The organism is Streptomyces sp. NPDC007095 (assembly GCF_040634475.1).
GTDB lineage: Bacteria > Actinomycetota > Actinomycetes > Streptomycetales > Streptomycetaceae > Streptomyces.
This window is the reverse complement of the sequence record NZ_JBEYFS010000006.1, coordinates 23,231-40,657: the sequence shown is the minus strand read 5'-3', so window position 1 is coordinate 40,657 and position 17,427 is coordinate 23,231. Positions and strand designations below refer to the sequence as shown.

General features: G+C 72.7%; 13 protein-coding genes. 5 read left to right on the top strand and 8 right to left on the bottom strand.

Going from position 1 to position 17,427, the window contains the following annotated elements; genetic code table 11:
• The first annotated feature begins 6 nt into the window (after nucleotides 1-6).
• A complete protein-coding gene (gene treY / locus ABZ656_RS03600; protein ID WP_101401567.1) occupies nucleotides 7-2,412 on the top strand; it encodes a malto-oligosyltrehalose synthase in 2,406 nt (801 codons plus the stop codon).
• On the opposite strand, the gene ABZ656_RS03595 is transcribed toward treY, so the two are convergent.
• Nucleotides 2,372-3,472, bottom strand: coding sequence for a cytochrome P450 (locus tag ABZ656_RS03595; protein WP_101401566.1), 1,101 nt, complete (start codon nucleotides 3,470-3,472; stop codon nucleotides 2,372-2,374). The genes treY and ABZ656_RS03595 overlap by 41 nt on opposite strands.
• A 600-nt stretch (nucleotides 3,473-4,072) precedes the next feature.
• On the opposite strand from ABZ656_RS03595, the gene ABZ656_RS03590 reads away from it, so the two are divergent.
• The gene (locus tag ABZ656_RS03590) at nucleotides 4,073-5,323 is read left to right on the top strand and encodes a M14 family zinc carboxypeptidase (protein WP_101401565.1); all 1,251 of its coding nucleotides are present in this window, start codon (nucleotides 4,073-4,075) and stop codon (nucleotides 5,321-5,323) included.
• A gap of 157 nt (nucleotides 5,324-5,480) precedes the next feature.
• Here the strand turns inward: ABZ656_RS03590 and ABZ656_RS03585 are convergent, their stop codons facing one another.
• The 3 genes from ABZ656_RS03585 to ABZ656_RS03575 form a co-directional block, all read right to left on the bottom strand.
• Nucleotides 5,481-5,897, bottom strand: a complete 417-nt coding sequence (locus ABZ656_RS03585) for an SSI family serine proteinase inhibitor (protein WP_101401564.1) — start codon at nucleotides 5,895-5,897, stop codon at nucleotides 5,481-5,483.
• Nucleotides 5,894-7,261, bottom strand: coding sequence for a M14 family zinc carboxypeptidase (locus ABZ656_RS03580; protein WP_101401563.1), 1,368 nt, complete (start codon nucleotides 7,259-7,261; stop codon nucleotides 5,894-5,896). The genes ABZ656_RS03585 and ABZ656_RS03580 overlap by 4 nt, the downstream gene beginning before the upstream one ends.
• A 150-nt stretch (nucleotides 7,262-7,411) precedes the next feature.
• A complete protein-coding gene (locus ABZ656_RS03575) occupies nucleotides 7,412-7,963 on the bottom strand; it encodes an FHA domain-containing protein (protein ID WP_101401562.1) in 552 nt (183 codons plus the stop codon).
• Between the two features lie 288 nt (nucleotides 7,964-8,251).
• Between ABZ656_RS03575 and treZ the strand changes: the two genes are divergently transcribed.
• Nucleotides 8,252-9,997, top strand: a complete 1,746-nt coding sequence (gene treZ / locus ABZ656_RS03570; RefSeq protein ID WP_101401561.1) for a malto-oligosyltrehalose trehalohydrolase — start codon at nucleotides 8,252-8,254, stop codon at nucleotides 9,995-9,997.
• A gap of 27 nt (nucleotides 9,998-10,024) precedes the next feature.
• Here the strand turns inward: treZ and ABZ656_RS03565 are convergent, their stop codons facing one another.
• On the bottom strand, nucleotides 10,025-10,954 hold the full coding sequence (locus tag ABZ656_RS03565) for an aminoglycoside phosphotransferase family protein (protein WP_101401560.1): 930 nt from the start codon (nucleotides 10,952-10,954) through the stop codon (nucleotides 10,025-10,027).
• 67 nt (nucleotides 10,955-11,021) lie between these two features.
• Nucleotides 11,022-12,137: an aminopeptidase P family protein gene (locus tag ABZ656_RS03560; protein WP_360264086.1), complete on the bottom strand. Its 1,116-nt coding sequence runs from the start codon at nucleotides 12,135-12,137 to the stop codon at nucleotides 11,022-11,024.
• Between the two features lie 203 nt (nucleotides 12,138-12,340).
• Here ABZ656_RS03560 and ABZ656_RS03555 point away from each other — a divergent pair, with 203 nt between their 5' ends.
• Nucleotides 12,341-13,093 (top strand): metallophosphoesterase, encoded by a 753-nt coding sequence (locus tag ABZ656_RS03555; protein ID WP_360264083.1) that lies wholly within the window; start codon nucleotides 12,341-12,343, stop codon nucleotides 13,091-13,093.
• Between the two features lie 20 nt (nucleotides 13,094-13,113).
• On the opposite strand, the gene ABZ656_RS03550 is transcribed toward ABZ656_RS03555, so the two are convergent.
• Nucleotides 13,114-13,365, bottom strand: a complete 252-nt coding sequence (locus tag ABZ656_RS03550) for a PDZ domain-containing protein (protein ID WP_101401557.1) — start codon at nucleotides 13,363-13,365, stop codon at nucleotides 13,114-13,116.
• Between the two features lie 86 nt (nucleotides 13,366-13,451).
• Between ABZ656_RS03550 and ABZ656_RS03545 the strand changes: the two genes are divergently transcribed.
• A complete protein-coding gene (locus tag ABZ656_RS03545) occupies nucleotides 13,452-15,122 on the top strand; it encodes a hypothetical protein (RefSeq protein WP_360264080.1) in 1,671 nt (556 codons plus the stop codon).
• Here ABZ656_RS03545 and cyc2 read toward each other — a convergent pair.
• Nucleotides 15,082-17,427 carry a germacradienol/geosmin synthase Cyc2 gene (gene cyc2, locus ABZ656_RS03540; protein ID WP_360264077.1) on the bottom strand — a complete coding sequence of 782 codons (2,346 nt, stop codon included), beginning with the start codon at nucleotides 17,425-17,427 and terminating at the stop codon, nucleotides 15,082-15,084. The genes ABZ656_RS03545 and cyc2 overlap by 41 nt on opposite strands.

Sequence of the window (17,427 nt, the reverse complement as noted above, 5' to 3'; positions counted from 1 at the left end):
GTTTCCATGACACCTGAGCGTCCCGAACGGGAGATCCCGGCCCCGGTGGTACCCGCCGCACCCACCGCCACCTACCGGCTGCAGCTGCAGCCGGAGTTCCCCTTCGGGGCCGCCGAGGCCGCCGTGCCGTACCTGGCCTCGCTCGGCGTCTCCCATCTGCACCTGTCCCCCGTCCTGGAGTCGGTTCCCGGCTCGACGCACGGCTACGACGTGGTGGACCACGCGCGTGTACGGGGTGAACTGGGCGGCGAGGACGGGCTGCGCTCCCTGGCCCGCACGGCACGGGAGCACGGCCTCGGCCTGGTCGTGGACATCGTGCCGAACCACATGGCGATGGCCCCGCGCCACAACCACGCCCTGTGGGAGGTACTGCGCGAGGGCCCCGAGTCGCCGTACGCGCGCTGGTTCGACATCGACTGGGACGCCGGGGACGGCCGGCTGCTGCTGCCGGTGCTCGGGGGCCGGCTCGGCGCGGAAATCGGCCACCTGAAGGTGGACGGCGACGTACTGCGCTATTACGACCACGTGTTTCCGCTGCGCGAGGGCACCGCGGGGCTGCCGCTGCCGGAGCTCCTCGACGCGCAGTGGTACCGACCGGCCTGGTGGCGGCTGGCCCGCACCGACCTCAACTACCGCCGCTTCTTCAGCATTTCGGAGCTCATCGGAGTGCGGGTCGAGGACCCGGAAGTGTTCACGGCGACCCACGCGAAGATCCTGGAGCTGCTGGACGAGGGCGTGGTCGAAGGACTGCGCATCGACCATCCGGACGGCCTGGCGGACCCGGACGCCTATCTGCGCCGCCTCCACGAGGCGACCGGCGGGCGCTGGACGGTGGTCGAGAAGATCCTCGCGGACGGCGAGCCGCTGCCCGCCGCCTGGCCCGTCGCGGGCACCACGGGCTACGACGCCCTGCGGCACGTCGACGGCCTCTTCACGGACCCGGCGGGCGCGGGGGAACTCCTCGGCCAGTACCGGCGGTTCGCGGCCCCCCAGGCCGATCGGGGCGGCCGCTGGGAGGCGACGGTGCGCCGGGCGGCCTACAAGGTGATCACGCACGAGCTGGCCACGGAGTTCGACCGCCTCACGCGCGTGGCGAGCGGGCTGTGCGCCGCATCCCCCGACCCGGAACCGCGCGATCACGCCCCCTGGGCCCTGGGCACCGCGCTGCGGGAACTCCTGGTGCGCGTCGAGGTGTACCGGCCGTATCCGTCCACGGACCCCTCCCTGGTCGTGACGGAGGAGGCCGCCGAAGAGGCCCGGGCGGTCTTCACGGTGCCGGAGGAGGCGCACGCCGTGGACGCCGTACGGGACCTGCTGCTCGGGCGGCCCGGTGACGGGCCCGCGCACGCGGAGTTCCGGGCCCGGTTCGCGCAGACCTCGTCGGCGCTGCGGGCGAAGTCCGTGGAGGACACCGCGTTCTACCGCTATGTGCCCCTGCTGTCGGCCAACGAGGTGGGCGGGAACCCGGGCGCTACGGCCGTCTCCCCGGAGAACTTCCACGCCTACTGCGCGCGTGTGCAGCGCGACTGGCCCGCCACCGGCACCGCCCTGTCGACGCACGACACCAAACGCAGCGCCGACGTCCGTGCCGCCCTCTCGGTGCTCACCCAGTGCCCCGAGCGGTGGGCGGACGTGCTGGCGGAGGTGACCGGCGAGGGGGCGACGGGCGTACCCGACCCCCAGCTGGCGTGGGCCGCGTGGCAGACGGTGTTCGGGCTGGGTCCGGCCGACGCGGAACGCGTCCAGGGGGCACTGCTCAAACACGTCCGGGAGGCCGGGCTGCACACCTCCTGGACCGAGCAGCACCCCGCGTACGAGGAGTCGGTGGCGTCCTTCGTCGCGGCGGGCCCCTGCGGGCCGCCCGGACGGCGTGTGGCGGATTTCCGGGCCTCGCTCGCCCCGCACGTCCGGGCGAACGTCCTGGGGGCCGCTCTGGTCCAGCTGACGATGCCCGGGGTACCCGACGTCTACCAGGGCACCGAGGGCGAGTACCTGGCGCTGGTGGACCCCGACAACCGCGAGCCGTTCACGCCCCTGGAGCAGACGTCGGCGAAGACCGCGCTCACCACGGCGGCGCTGAGGCTGCGCAGGCGGCGCCCCGAGGTCTTCGGTGACGCGGCGACGTACGTGCCGCTGGCGGCGGAGGGGCCGGGCGCCGCGCACTGCACGGCGTTCGTCCGCTCCGGGGAGGTGATTTCCGCCGTCACCCGGCTTTCGCTGCGCCTGGCGGAGGCGGGCGGCTGGCGCGACACCCGGCTCGCGCTCCCTGAGGGGCGGTGGGCGGACGTGCTCGCCCCGGAGCGGGAGTTCACGGGGCACACACGTGTGGCGAAGCTTTTCGAGCGGTTGCCGGTGGTCCTCCTGGAGCGGGTCAGCGCAGGCGGACCAGCAGGCTCCGGGGAGAGCGGCTGATCAGACCGTCCGCGACGGGGTGGAAGCCCGGGGACCTGCGCAGCTCCGGGAGGGCGGCGAGCAGGGCGTGCAGACCGTGTTCCGCGGTGAGCCGGGCGAGCAGCGCGCCGGGGCAGAAATGCCGTCCGGAGCCGTACGCGAGCTGCCCGGGGTCGGGCCGGAAGACGTCGTAGCGGTCCGGGTCGGCGAACCGGGCCGGGTCACGGCCCGCGGCGCCCAGCAGACACGCCACAGTGGCGCCCACGGGTATCGCGCCGACCGGCTCGACGGCCCGGCGCAGCACGATGTGCAGCGGGGGATCACGGCGCAGCGACTCGGCCCAGGCCCCGGCCGTCAGCTCGGGCCGGGCACGGACCAGCGCAAGTTGGCCGGGGTGGTCGAGGAGGTTGGCGAGGAACGACGCCAGCGCGTGCGCGGTCGCCTCGCCGCCCGCGCCGAGGAGCGTCCCGGCGATCCCCGCCACCGCCTCGTCGGGCAGCGGGCGCCCGTCCGCCCGCGCCGTGCACAGCGCGGAGAGCAGATCGCCACCCGGGTGGGCGCGCCGACGGGCGATGTACGGGAGCAGGAAGGCGTCGAGCTCGGGGTGGTGGCCGCCGAGGTGGTCGAGGCCCGTGCGGCACCAGGAGTGCACGCGCGCGGTGTCCTCGTACGGCAGCCCGAGCGCGGCGACGGCCGCCGCGGTGGGCAGCCAGTGGCAGAACTCGGCGACGAGGTCGGCCTCCTGGCGGTCGGCGAGGCGGCGGGCGAGGACGTACGCCGTCCGTTCGACCCCGGCGGTCAGCGCGGTCAGGGCGTGTCCGCGGAACGCCGGTGAGACGAGGGCCCGGTGCGCGCTGTGCGTGCCGCCCTCCAGGTGGGCCAGGGTGCGTCCGGGCGGCGGGGCGACGAGCCGCGGGTCGGCGAGGGCGGCGCGCACATCGGCGTACCGGCTGACCAGCCACGCGCCGAACGGCCGGTCGTACACGAGCGGGAACTTCCGGCGCAGGGTGCGGTACAGGGGGTACGGGTCGCGTTCGATGCCGGGGGTGAGCAGGCTCGGTGGGTCGGGCAGCCGTCGCACGACGGGCGGTCGTGTCGCTGTCGCGAGCGGCGTGGTCGGAGCGGCCGGAGCGACCCGAGCGGCCTGAGCGGTGGCCGCGACCGGAGCAATGGGCGCGACCGGAGCGACGGGCGCGATCGAAGCGCCTTCGACGGGAAGGCCAAGAGAACACAACACCGCGGGCCTCCCACCTCGGGTCTGCGCGCCGGGGAGCGGCACGTGGTTGTTCCCAGCGGACCACCGAGGCCCCCGGACCGCAGTCCTCGTACGCCCGAACGGGTGATCCCGGGGCCCGTCGGCTCGTCACAGGCCCGGGCGGCTTCACCACGCGCCGGAGCTTGGTCCCGGGACCGGCTCGCGACCGCGCACGCTCCAGGGTTCCCGTCGGAGGGACGGCGTGGGGGCGGGCGACGACGTGCGGGCCGCGCCGGGACCCCTGAGGTCGGCCCCGGCCCTCGGTCGGGGACGAGCGGCGCCGCGTACGCCTCATCCGACGCTGCCCGCCCGTCCTGGCGGAGATCAACGCCACCTGGCGCCGCGGGCGCCGCCCCGCCTTCTCCTTGACAGTTCCCCCAGACCGTGGAGTACTGCGGAAAGCGACGCAGGGCGGACAAGTCGGGGGTGAGTCTCCTGCCGGAGTTGCGCTACCCCAGTGTGACCGAAATCGTCTCGTCCGCTCGGACGTTGGCGGCTCACCGTCCCGGGCTGTGCGCCCTCAGACAGATCGGCGTCTCGCGCGCGGGCAGACCCCTCCATCTGCTGTCCGTCGGTCACGCCGAACGCGCGGTCCTCGTCGTGGCGGGCGCCCACGCGAACGAGCCGACCGGCGGCTCGACGCTCCAGTCCCTGGCCGAACGTGTACTGCACGAGCGGGAGTTGCGGGCCGACACCTCCTGGCACTTCCTCCTCTGCGCGGACCCGGACGGCGCGAGCCTCCATGTGACACCGGCCCCGCGCACCCTGTTCGACTACCACCTCGGTTTCTTCCGTCCGGCCGGCCCCGAACAGCCCGAGTGGTCGCCCTCCGTCCTGCCTCCCGACCGGCTGCCCCCGGAGACCCGCGCCCTCACCCGGGTCATCGACGAGCTGCGGCCCTACCTCCAGGTGACCCTGCACGGCACCGATCTCGGCGGCAGCTGGGTGCAGCTGACCAAGGACATCCCGGGCCTCGCCGAACCCTTCGCCAAGTCCGCGGCGGAACTGCACATCCCCGTGGAGACAGGCGCCTCGGACGCCGCCGGCTGGCCCGCTTCCGGACCCGGAGTGCACGTGATGCCGGCGCCGGGCTCGGACGCGGCGTACCCGAGCATGCCCGACGACGCCCGGCACAGCACCTGGTACCACACCCACCGGTACGGCGGCCTGACCGCGGTCGTCGAGGTGCCGATGTGGGCCAGCGACCTCGTGGACGACCCCACGCCGCATCCCGCACCGGAGGCGGCGATGCGACGCCTGGCACACCGGCTGCTGCGCGACGCGCTCCAGGTGCAGGACGTACTCACGGAGGTCCTGCCGAGGCTCCCCGGCCCCGACGGGCCCCTCCTGCGCGCCGCGAAGTGGGCGCTGGACTTGGTGCCAGGTCTGGCCCACGACTGGGTGCGGACGCCTCCCCCCGACCCGACGATGGCGTACGTCGGCAGTGTCGACGCGTTCGGGCGCCGACTCCCATTGCGGGCCGCCGCGATGCTGCTGCGGGTCCTCCAGGAGGCCGACGACCGGGCGGCGCCGCGCCTCGAACGCCTGGTCGCCGCCTGGAGCGACGCCTTCGCCGAACGGTTCCGCGCCCGCTGGGTCCCGCTGGAGAACCAGGTCGAGCACCAGTCCCGCACGGTGGTCGCGGCGGCGCGGCATGCGCGGGACGGCGCGGCTTGACGTCTGACAGACGGCAGATGACAGATAGCAGATGACAGACGGCAGAGGACGTCTGACGGGTGGCAGAGGCCTGGTGTCAGGTGTCAGAGAGCAGATGACAGATATCAGATGACGGATTTCGGATGACAGATATCGTCATCTGTCATCCGATGTCACCTCAGTCCGACACCGCAAACACCGCCCCCGTCCCAGCCCCCATCACACACGAGTTCGAGAATGTATGCGAGTACGTCACCTGCCGCCCCTCCCACTCCCCGCGCGCCGATGCGGTGACCGGGGCGTAGATCATCGAGCAGATGCTGTCGGGCCTGGGCGGAATCCGGGAGATGTCGCCCCCGGCGGTGGCGAGTTCGGCGCAGGCCTCGGCCGCGTGGGCGTGACCCTGGGGCGGGTCACAGAGCAGGAGCGTGCCGCGGGTGCTGCTGGAGTGGGCGTCGCCGGTGGTGAGGGTGAGGTAGAGCCAGTTGCCGGGGAGCGCCTCGTGGGGCGCCGCCTGGGCCGGGGTCGCGCCCAGGGTGAGCAGGGCGACGGTCGCGAGGAGAGCGTTGCCTACCGCGTGGAAGTTTCTCGTCATTCCCGGTGCATCGGCAGCGCGGCCTGCGGACCCCACCCCGTCTCACCCGAATGCGAGCGCACGGGCGCGTACCGCCCCGCGAGTTCGAACGCGGCGATCACCACGCGTGCCTGGTACTCGACCTGGCGGGCGACCGGGATCCAGCGCGCCCCGCAGCCCTCCCGGTAGTCGGCGCACCATGCGTCGATCAGCCGGTCGAGCTCCGGCAGCGCCCCGCTCCGGTCGTGCCCGGAGCCGGTCACGAGCTGGTGCAGCAGCCCGGCCGTGCGCAGGGCGACCCGGCGTCCGGCGAGGCGCAGGGCGGTCAGGCGGGCGGTGTCGAGCGGCGGCAGAGGACGCGCCCCGGCGTCGTGCACGTCGGGGTCCCAGGAGTCGGCGAGGCCGGGCCCGACGAGTAAATAGTCGTCGACGGGTGCGAGGAGGCAGGCCGCGTCCGGGGAGGTGTCGAGGCCGGGGCGGATCCGCGCGAGGATGCCTTCCAGGAGCCGTGTGTCGTGGCGCAGCGTGTGGCTGACGAAGCGCAGCACGGCGTCGGCGTCGGCGGGCCGGGTGGCGTCCTCCACGGCCGCCACGCCCCACATGGGGGCCTCGACCACGGCGGTGACGGTGCCGTAGCGGTGCGGATGGAACCAGGTGGACTCGACGGCGGCCTCGGTGATGGCGGCGGCCAGGTCGCCGGGGTGCGGCGGCGGGATGCGGTAGACGGCGGGGCCGAGCCGCGGCCAGTACAGGGTGTCGTAGGGGCCCAGTTCGCGCGGGATGCCGAGGCGGGCCGCGGTGTGGGCGACGCGCTGGGCGAGTCCGGGCAGCTCGCGGGTCAGTTCGACGAAGGCGCCGCCGACGTCGACGCCGTGCAGGGAGCACTGGAAGACCGGCCGCAGTTCGTCCTGGAGGTCGAGGAGGGCGCGGGTCTCGGGGAGGGTGGCACCGGCCGCGCCTTCGGGCAGCCACTCGGGCTGTTCGAGGAAGCCGGGACGGAAGAAGTTCCGGAAGTAGTGGCCGAGGGTGTACGGGCCGGACAGCCAGGCCTCGTTGCGGCGGGAGCCGTCGGGGTCGAGACAGAGCAGCAGGTTCCAGGTGGCGTCGGCGCCCTCGCAGAGCCGGGGGTCGGCGAGCGCCCGTTCGGCCAGGCGCAGGGCCGTGGCGCCGCCCACGGGTTCGTTGGCATGGGGTCCGGCGACGACGAGGGCCTGGCGGCCGCCGTGTCCGACGGACAGCAGCCACAGCGGGGTGCCCGCCCGTGACGTGCCCACTCGGCGCAGTCGGGCGTCGCGCGGCCGGCGGGCGACGAGCGCGGCCGCGCGGGCGCCCAGCTCGTCCACGGTCGGGTAGCGGAGGAGTGGCGGCAGGGCACACCTCCACAAGTATGGTGCCGTCGGTTCACCTGATGTACATGGTGTACGCACAGTCAGTCACGGCTGTGGAGGTACGTCAACACCGTCGAACATAAGGGAATTTGAGGAAATCACTGAGTGAAACAGAGGCCAAGGCTCACACGGATGCGGGTCGGTCGTTCAGGAGGACGAAAGGCGGAAGGACATGCGTCCGAAGCTGATCTGATCGCCCTCCTTGACGACGGCGGCGCTGATCACCCGCCGTCCGTTGACGGTCGTCCCGTTGGTCGAGCCGAGGTCGCGCAGCACCCACAGGCCGCCCTGGCGGCTCAGTTCGGCGTGGACGCGGGAGACCGTCTCGTGGTTGAGCCGCAGTCCGCTCGCGGGGTCGCGGCCGATCCGCAGGGGGTAGTTGTTGCCCGGGTGGGGCAGCAGCAGCTTGGGGAGACGCTCGGCCTGCCAGGCCCTGCGCAGCCGTACGGAGAAGCCGGAGACCGCTTCGACGGTGCCGAACACCAGTTTCGACCAGCGTCCCTCGGTGGGCAGGTCGGCGATGAGCACGGCGAGTTCGTCGGAGCGGCGGGCGGCGAGCGCCAGTTCCATCCGGCGGACGAACGTGTCGTGCGAGAGGCGCCCGAGGGCGACGCCGTCACTGAGCGCCTTCAGCGCCCGGTCGCGCTCCGCGTCGGACAGCCGCGCGGGGTACGTGTGGAACTCGAAAGACGACGTCACGGAGGTGATTGTCGGTCAGTAGGAGCGGGGTGTCCAGAAGACCCGGAAAAGGCCGCCGCCGCCGACAGGTGGGTTCCACGCGTCCATCACGTGGCAAACACGCGGCAAAAGGGTGGATTCGAAAGCGAATTGATCTCGCGTGAAGCACCATGGACGTGCTACGTCACGACATGTTGTGCCACTCACGTCGCGCTCTGTCACGGAGAGCGGACGACAGACGGGCAACGCGACGGGCAACGCGACGGGCAACGCAACGGGCAACGGAGAGCGGACAAGGGGGAACCGTCTGTGCGGTTCGAGGTGTGGGCACCGGATGCCGACCGGATGACGCTCCACTGCGCGGGCGCCACGCACGCGCTGGAGCGCGATCCGGAGCGCGCCGGATGGTGGACGGGCGACGCGGACGCGCAGGACGGCACGCGGTACGGGTTCGCGGTGGACGACGGCCCCGTGCTGCCCGATCCCCGTTCGCGGCGGCAGCCGGACGGCCCGGACGGACTGAGCGCGGTGGTCGACCAGGCCCGGTACGCGTGGCGCACCGAGTGGGCGGGGCGCCCGCTGCCGGGCGCGGTCCTCTACGAGCTGCACGTGGGGACGTACACCCCCGAGGGAACGCTCGACGCGGCGGCCGGGCGGCTCGAACACCTCGCGCAACTGGGCGTCACCCACGTCGAGTTGATGCCGCTGTGTCCGTTCCCCGGGCGGCACGGCTGGGGGTACGAGGGGGTCTCCCTGTGGGCCGTGCACGAGCCGTACGGCGGCCCGGAGGCGCTGAAGCGTTTTGTCGACCGGGCGCACGAACTCGGCCTGGGCGTGGTCCTCGACGTCGTGCACAACCACCTCGGCCCGTCCGGCAACCACCTCCCCGCGTTCGGGCCGTACTTCACGGACACCCATCAGACGCCCTGGGGCTCCGCCGTGAACCTGGACGCACCGGGTTCGGACGAAGTGCGCGCGTATCTCGTCGACAGCGCCCTGGCCTGGCTGCGGGACTTCCGGCTGGACGGGCTGCGCCTGGACGCGGTGCACGCGTTGCGGGACACGCGCGCGGTGCACTTCCTGGAGGAACTGTCGACGGCCGTGGACGCCCTCGCCGACGACCTGGGCCGGCCGCTGTTCCTGATCGCGGAGTCGGACCTGAACGACCCGCGGCTCGTCACCGCGCGCGCCGAGGGCGGTCTCGGGCTGCACGCGCAGTGGAACGACGACTTCCACCACGCGCTGCACACCGCGCTGACCGGTGAGGGGCAGGCCTACTACGCGGACTTCGCGCGGTCCCCGTTCGCGGCGCTCGCGAAGACGCTGACGTCCGGCTTCTTCCACGACGGTACGTACTCGAGCTTCCGCGGCCGCCGCCACGGCCGCCCCCTGGAGCGTACGCGCGTCTCGGCGCACCGGCTGCTCGGCTACTCCCAGACCCACGACCAGATCGGCAACCGCGCCCAGGGGGACCGGCTGTCGGCGTCCCTCTCCCCCGGGCTGCTGGCCTGCGCGGCCGCGCTGACGCTCACCGGGCCCTTCACTCCGATGCTGTTCATGGGCGAGGAGTGGGCGGCCGGCACCCCTTGGCAGTTCTTCACCGACCACACCGATCCCGAGCTCGCTCAGGCCGTACGGCGGGGCAGGCGGCGGGAGTTCGCGGCGCACGGCTGGGCCGAGGAGGACGTCCCCGACCCGCAGGACCCGGCGACCCGCGACCGCTCCTGCCTCGACTGGTCGGAGCCCGAGAAGGCACTCCACGCGCGTGTGCTGGCCTGGTACCGCGACCTGATCGCCCTGCGCCACCGTCTGCCCGACCTCGCGGACCCCGATCTCGCCGCCGTCAAGGTCGCCTACGACCACCAGGCCCGCTGGCTGGCCCTGCGGCGCGGGGACGTACGGGTGGCGGTGAACCTCGGCAAGGAGGCCGCCGCGATCCCGCTGGGGCTGCGCCACGCGCGCGTGCTGGCCGCGTGGGAACCGGTCGCGGCGCCGGACGCGGACGGGTTGTTGAGCGTGCCCGGCGAGTCGTGTGTGGTGCTGACGCAGGCGTGAGCGCCGGACGGCTTCGCGCGGCCGGTCTCAGCCGTCGCCCGGCAGGTCCGTGACCCGTTCGAGGAGGATCGGCTCCCAGGCGCGGCCCAGTTGGGTCCGCAGCAGCGGGAGCGGCCCTTCGCCGCGGCCGCGCAGGCGCTCGGCGAGGCGGATCACCGTGTCGCAGCGGGACAGCCACAGGCCGCGCAGACAGGGCCGGGCCCCGTAGCCGGCGAGGGTGGCGGCGCGTACGGCGGCGGGGGCACCGACGGCGATCGCGAGCCCGGCGATGTCCTCGGCGGGGTCCCCGAGGACCGCGTCGGTCCAGTCGAGGACGCCGCGCACCCGCCCGTCGGCGCTCACCACCAGGTGTTCGCCCTTGAGGCCGTGGTGGACGAGGACGGCGGCGGCGGTCTGCGCGGCCAGTTGGCCGGCGGCGGGCCGAGTGAGCTGGGCGAGGCGTCCGGGGTCGAACTCGTCGGCGGCGGCGAGCCGCTCGGCGGCCCGCTCCGCGGCCGTGCGCAGCTCCTCCAGGGAGCGGGGCGCGGCCCGTGGCACGCCGAGCGCCTCGGCCTGCCGTACGGGCACCTCGCGCAGCCCTGTCAGCAGTCCTGCGAGGTCCGCCTCCCCGACCGCGGAGACGTCCTGGGCCTCACCGGAGCGGCCGGGCAGCCGGGTGTCCAGCGTGTAGGCCAGCCCGCCCGCCCAGTCGCCGTGCGCGACGCTCGTCGGCACCGCGACCCCGACGAGCGGGCGGACCAGGTCGCGCAGTCGCAGCTCGCGGCGTCGGCGCACGGCGGTCTCGTGGTCCGGGGCGAGCCGCAGCACATGGCGGGTGCCGACCCACCAGGTGGTGTGCTCAGCGCCCTCGGTGACGGGCCGGACGTCGGGGCCCGCGCCCGCCGCCTCGCTGCCGGCGAGCAGTGAACGGGCCAGTCGGCGGACGGTGTCCGCGGTGGGTGTCGGTGCCTGGGTCATGGTCGCGCCGTTGCCGTCGGGGGCCTTGGGCTGCCGGGAGGCCCTGGGGAGTACTCCTGGTGGCCGGTCAGTCGACGATCGCCATCTCGCGGGACGTGGTGTTGAGGCGCCATCCGCCCTCCTCGGTCACCGTGACGATGTCCTCGATGCGCACCCCGAAGCGGCCGGGCAGATAGATGCCGGGCTCCACGGAGAAGCACATCCCGGGCACGAGGGGCAGTTCCTCGCCCTCGATCATGTACGGCGGTTCGTGGGTGGTGACGCCGATGCCGTGCCCGGTGCGGTGGATGAAGTACTCGCCGTATCCCGCCTCTGTGATGACGGCGCGGGCCGCCCGGTCGACGTCCTGGCAGGCGGCTCCCGGCCGGACCGCCGCGACGCCCGCCTCCTGGGCCGCGCGCACGACGTCGTGCACCCGGCGCTCCTCGAGGTCCGGCTCGCCGACGTGGACCGTGCGGGAGGTGTCGGAGCCGTAGCCGTGTTTGAGGCCGCCGAAGTCGAGGACGACCATGTCACCGCGCCCGATGACACGCTCGCCCGCCTCGTGGTGCGGGTTGGCGCCGTTCGGGCCCGAGGCGACGATGGTGAAGTCGACCTGGGAGTGTCCGAAATGCCGCAGCAGCTCGGCGAGGTCGGCGGCGACTTCGGCCTCTCTGCGCCCCGCGAAGGGCACCTTCCGGATCTCCTCGTACGCGGCGTCCGCGGCCGCCCCGGCCTCCGCCAACCGCGCCACCTCCGCCACGTCCTTGACCGCCCGCAGCATCGGCAGGGCTTCGGTGAGGGCCGCGTACCGCGTGTCCGGCAGCCGCCGCTGCAGGCCGAGCAGATGCAGGGCCCAGGCGTTGTCGCTGACGCCGAAGCGGCCCTCGCTCCCGACCAGGGACGCGGCCGCCTCGTACGGGTCCTTGCCGTCGGTCCAGTCGCGCAGGGTCAGCATGGGGGCCGCCGCTGCCGCGTCCGGGGCCTCCAGGGTCGGCACGACCAGCACGGGATCCTGCCCGGCCCTGAGCACCAGCAGGGTGAGGCGTTCGGTCTCCACGGGCCGGTAGCCGGTCAGCCACACCAGATCGGGCCCGGGGGCGATCAGGACGCCGTCGAGTCCCGCGTCCGCGGCGGCCTCGGCCGCGCGCCGCATACGGGCCTCGTAGTCACCGGCGGTGAAGGGCGCGGGCGTGCCGGTCATCCATGCCTCCGTCTGTCCGGAGTTTCCCCAGGGGCTACGGGCAGCATCCTGCCCGTTTGCCGGTGCGGACGCGAGCCGGTTGCGGCCATGGCGTCGGTCCGGGAGCTCAACTAACGGTTGAGCATTGTCAATCCATTAGCACTAATGGTTGTATGCACATGTTCCATTAACTTCCAAGAACGCCGATAGGGAGGCCCCAGGCCATGCTCGTACTGGCACACATCAGCGATCTGCATCTCGACGGCACCCGGCGGGCGACGGAGCGGGCCGAGCGGGTGCGGGACCGGCTGTGGGAGCTGCCGGGGCGGGTGGACGCCCTGCTGGTGACCGGCGACATCGCGGACCACGGCACGGAGGCGGAGTACGAGGAGGCGGCGCGCCTGCTCGGGCTGCGCGACGGGGAGCCTCCTTTCCCCGTACTCACCTGCCCGGGCAACCACGACAGCCGCGCGCCCTACCGCAAGGCCCTGCTCGGGCAGCCCGCGTCCGAGGAGCCGGTCAACAGCGTCCACGTCTTCGACGACGCCGCCCTCCTGATGTGCGACCCCAGCGTTCCGGGCCACGACGAAGGAGAACTGGACGAGGAGACGTACGCCTGGATCGAGACGACGCTCGACGAACTGGAGGGCACCGTGCCGGCGCTGCTCGCCTTCCACCACCCGCCGGTGGCGCTGCACCATCCGCTCCCGGACGCCTACCAGCTGCGCCGGCCGGATTCCCTGGCCGCGCTGCTGGAGCGCAGGCCCGAGGTCGTCGGGCTGATCACCGGGCATGCGCACACGCCCGCCGCGACCGCCTTCGCCGGGCGGCCGCTCGTCGTCGGTCCCGGGGTGACCTGGACGCTGCGGCTGCCCTGGGAGGGCGATGGGGTCGCCGACCGGGACGCGCCCCCTGGGTTCGCGTTTCATGTACTGGCCGACGACGGGCGGCTGACCAGCCACTTCAGGACCGCCTGACCGACTCGTCGGCGCCGGCGTCAGGTCACGACGCCCGGGACCGTGGACAGTTGTTGGTGGTCGCCGTTCGCGTGGCGGACGCCGAGCGTGACCGTGGTCCCGGGGTCCGCGGCCGAGACCGCCCGCGCGAGGTCGGCGGCCGAGCCGAGCCGTGCCCCGCCGAAGGCGATCAGGGTGTCACCGCGGACCAGGCCCGCGGTGTGGCCCGGGCCGGGGATGTGCACACCGACGACGAGCGCGCCCCCGCCGTCGGGGGCGTCGACGGCCTCGATGCCGAGTGTGGCCTTCCCGGGCGCGGGCTCCGGCGCCGTCGATGCGACCGGACTCCCGCCGCCGGACGGCTGTTACGTTCGGCGGTATGAGCGATCACGCCCTGCGGCTGCTCCGGGAGCAGTCTCACCTGGCCGAACTGGCCGCGTTCCCCTTCAACTTCGACCTGGCCCGTGCCGACCACGTCGAGGACGTCCGGCTCGCCTCGGGCGGTCCGCTGGAGGCGGTGGCGGGTGACGACACGGGCGGTACGTATTTCGTGTGCGAGGACGGTTCCGTGCTGTACGCGGACTCGGAGGGCTCCGCCGGAATCATCGGCAACAGCGTCGACGAGGCGCTGGAGGTGCTGGTCGGGCTGCCCGGCTGGCACGACCACCTGGGGCTCGCGCCGGCCGACGGAGAGGAGAAGATCCGCGCCGCGGTCGCCGAGACGGAGGAGGAGATCCGGGAGTACCACGGGATCGACGACGAGCGGACCGAACTGCGGGCCGGTCTCGGCCTGCCCGAGCGCTCGCCCGTCGAGCTCATCGGACTGCTGCACGCGGCCCTGTTGCGCACCGAGCCCGACTTCCTTCTTCTGAACGCGGAGGAGGGCGGCGCACACGGCCTCCTGGAACGCCACCCCCGTCCCCCGTTGTGGGAGTCGGTCCTCGCGCGGGGACGCGCCGACCTGGCGCTGCTGCGCGAGGGCTCGGCGTGGGACGAGGTGGCCGGGGACCGGGCGCGCCGGGCGCTCACGCTGCGCGCCGCCCAGTTCGACCGGCGCGAGGGCGATCTTCCGCTGCTGCGGCATCTGCTGAGGCATGAGGCCGAGGCGTCGATGACCGACGAACTGCGGCTCGCCGCCGTCCTGGTGGGCCTGCACGGTCTGGCGGAGGATCTGCCGCTGCTGTACGAGGTCCGAGAGACGGACTTCGACACCTGGTGCGGGCTCGGCGGGATGCCCGAGCCGGGCGCTGATCCGGCCGAGCTGCGGAGGTGGGCGAGCGACCTGGACGACTCGCTCTTCGGCACCGACCCCGCCGACGAGCCGCTGTTCACCTGGACCGGACTCGCCCGCGAACAGGGTCTGGTCGAGCTGGCCCGCGCCGCGCTGATCCGGCGATTGGACGACATCGACTTCCGGGCGTACTGCGACGCGCGGGACGGCAAGGCCATGGAGCGTCGCCACGCATGCCAGCTGAGCCCGCTCGTGCACGAGTTCCAGCAGTTGGGCGACACCTTTCAGGCGCTGCGCGCCCAGCGGCTGCACGTGCCGTTGCAGACCAAAGCCTGGGACCGCGTCTCGGCCCTCCTCAGGCTCGCCCGGCTGGAGCGGGAGGAGGGCCGGTTCGGCGCGGCGATACGCACGTTGACCTCGCTGCGGGACACCCTCCCCAAGCCGGACGGCAACGACGGCGACAGCGACGGCAACAGCAACAGCAACAGCGACGGCTCACTGGAGCACTGGTGGCGCACCAACCTGGGCGCGTACATCGTCGAGGAGCACTACGCGGTCGCCCGGGCCGCGGCCTCCGACACAGCGCTCACCGACGAGGTCCGCGTCGTCACCGTGGCCGCCGGGGAGCTTGTGGCGAGACTCTCCGGGACGGCCAGGGCGAACGTGGAGCGGAGCCTCGCCGGGGCGACGGACATCCACACGGACACAGGTGACAACACCGGTGACAACACCGGTGACAACACCGGTGACAACACCGATGCGAACGCAGATGCCGACGTCAGTGCAAAGCGGACGTCGCCTCGGCCTTCGGCAGGCTGAACTCCGCGGCGGCTCCCACTCCCTTCGGCAGGGTGAACGACGGGGTGGGGCCTGCTGCGATCCGGGGAGTGAGGTCCGGCGGGGCTTCCGTCTCCGCCATGTCGTGCGGACTGAGTACCGGCTCCGGTACCGGTACGGTCCCGACCCCGGTCCCGGGGAACGGCACCGTGGGAGCCCGGTCCGGCAGGAAGCCGTGGGCGCGGCGGGCCAGGTCCTCGGCGCCGTAGCGGTGGCAGTCCTGGTGCCATTTCAGGATTCCGGAGAGCCAGTTCTCAAGTTGCACCACATAGCCGTCCATGATCCCGCGCACCTCCTCGGAGAGCTTGAAGTCCTCGTACAGGAGCGGCAGTTCATGGGCGGCCACGTGCTGGAACTGCTGCATGCGCTGGGTCATCAGGTCGTGGATGATGCCGAGGCCGGTCGGGTAGTCGCAGCCGAAGAAGTTCTGCACGACGAGGATGGCGTTGTGGACCTCGCCCTCGTACTCGATCTCCTTCTGGTACGAGAAGACGTCGTTGATGAGCATGGCGTAGTCGATGGCGGCGTTCTCCAACGACCGGACGGGACCGCTCCGGTAGACCTCCGGCGGGACCTTGGGGCCGTGGCCCAGGCGGCACAGGTTCAGGGTGAGGTCGGAGCCGAAGGTGGCACGGCGCATCTCCAGGTAGTCGATCGGGTCGGGGATGCGGTGCTGGAGCTGGTTCGACAGCTCCCACACCCAGCTCTCCGTCATCTTGTCCACGTCACCGCGCAGCTTGCGCCGCTCGTCCGGCGTCATCTTCGCCGTCGTGCGCTCCCACAGGTCGAGGAGGCCGTGCTCCATGCCGTTGGCCGGGACCGGGGTCGGCTCGCCGTCGATGGGCATGCAGGCCGAGAGGCGTTCGGTGGTCGTCTTCGCCGCCGCCAGGTCGCGGCGGTGTCCGAAGACCAGCGGGTAGTAGTCGTCGCCGTACGTCCCCCAGGCCAGCCACTGGGAGCCCAGGTCGAGGGCTTCCTCGGTCGCGTCCGGGTGGATGCCCGCGGCGCACAGCGGAAGGTCGTACGCCGCCAGCTTGTCCTCGTCCCAGACGCCCTCCTGGAGCATGCCCCTCTCGTACATCCAGCCGGTGAGGCGGTCGCGGGCGCCGTCCAGGTGGGGGCTGAGGGCGAACTCGAAGGGCATGTGGAAATCGGGGAGCAGGGACGGGCCGACCTTCTGGTACGGGACATGGGTGTACCTGCGCAGCCGCTGCGCCCCGGCCGCGGAGAGCAGGGCGCCGATGTCGACGGCCGAGGTGCCGAGTTCGGCGAGGCCCAACGCCCGACTGCCCTCCACCGCCCCCTCGTTCATGTAGCGGCTGGAGCGCAGGTGCCACTCGTGGCCGCCCGACTGCCAGTCCTGGAGCCCCTGGGTGTACGCGGCGACGGCGGCGACCTGGTCCGGGGTGAGTCCCTTCTCCACGGCGAGTGCGGGCACTTCGGTGAGGGCCGTGTGCTCGAACTGGTGCAGGCGTGAGGTGAGGATGTCGTTGACGGTCTCGGCGGCCTCCTGCGTGGTGCAGCCGAAGAAGGTCTCCAGGACGAGGATGCCGTTGCTGAGCTCGCCCTCGACCTCGACCTCGCGCTGGTAGGAGAACACGTCGTTGCGCAGATGGACCCCGTCCGAGAACGTCTCCATCAGCACCCGCAGCGGGCGCGTCCCCGCGACGGAGGCGGGCACCTCGGCCGTCGCGTACTCCACGAGCCCCGCCGACCAGGGGGCCCCGCCCACCTTGCGGCGCATCTCGATGTACTCGACGGGGTTGGCGATCCGTCCCTCGTTGATGTTGGAGAGCTCCCACATCGACTCGTTGAGCAGGTGCTCCGTGGACACCGCGAACCGCCCCCGCCAGTCCACCGACATCGCGGGCACCGTGCGCGCCCAGAGGTCGGCGAGCCCGGCCTCGACCGGATTCTCCGGCTCCGGTACGGGGGTCGAGAGGTCCAGTGGCATGAAGAGGGGCAGCCGGTCCAGGTAGGCCTTGCCGCCGTCGCGGTCCTGGGTGCGTTTGAAGGTCTCCAGGAAGTGGTCGTCGAAGAAGAAGACCCACACGTACCAGTCGGTGATGAGCGAGAGAGCCGGGCCGTCGCAGTCGGGGTGGGTGTACGCACAGAGCAGCCCGTAGTCGTGCGCGTCGAGGTCGGACTGTTCCCAGATGCCGGAGCCCTCCAACATGCCCATCCCACGGGCCCATTCGACCGTGTGGGCGCGCGCCTCGTCGAGGTGCGGGTTGAGCCGCGCGGGATACGGCATGTAGAAGTGCGGGAGTTCGAACGGCTGCGTCAT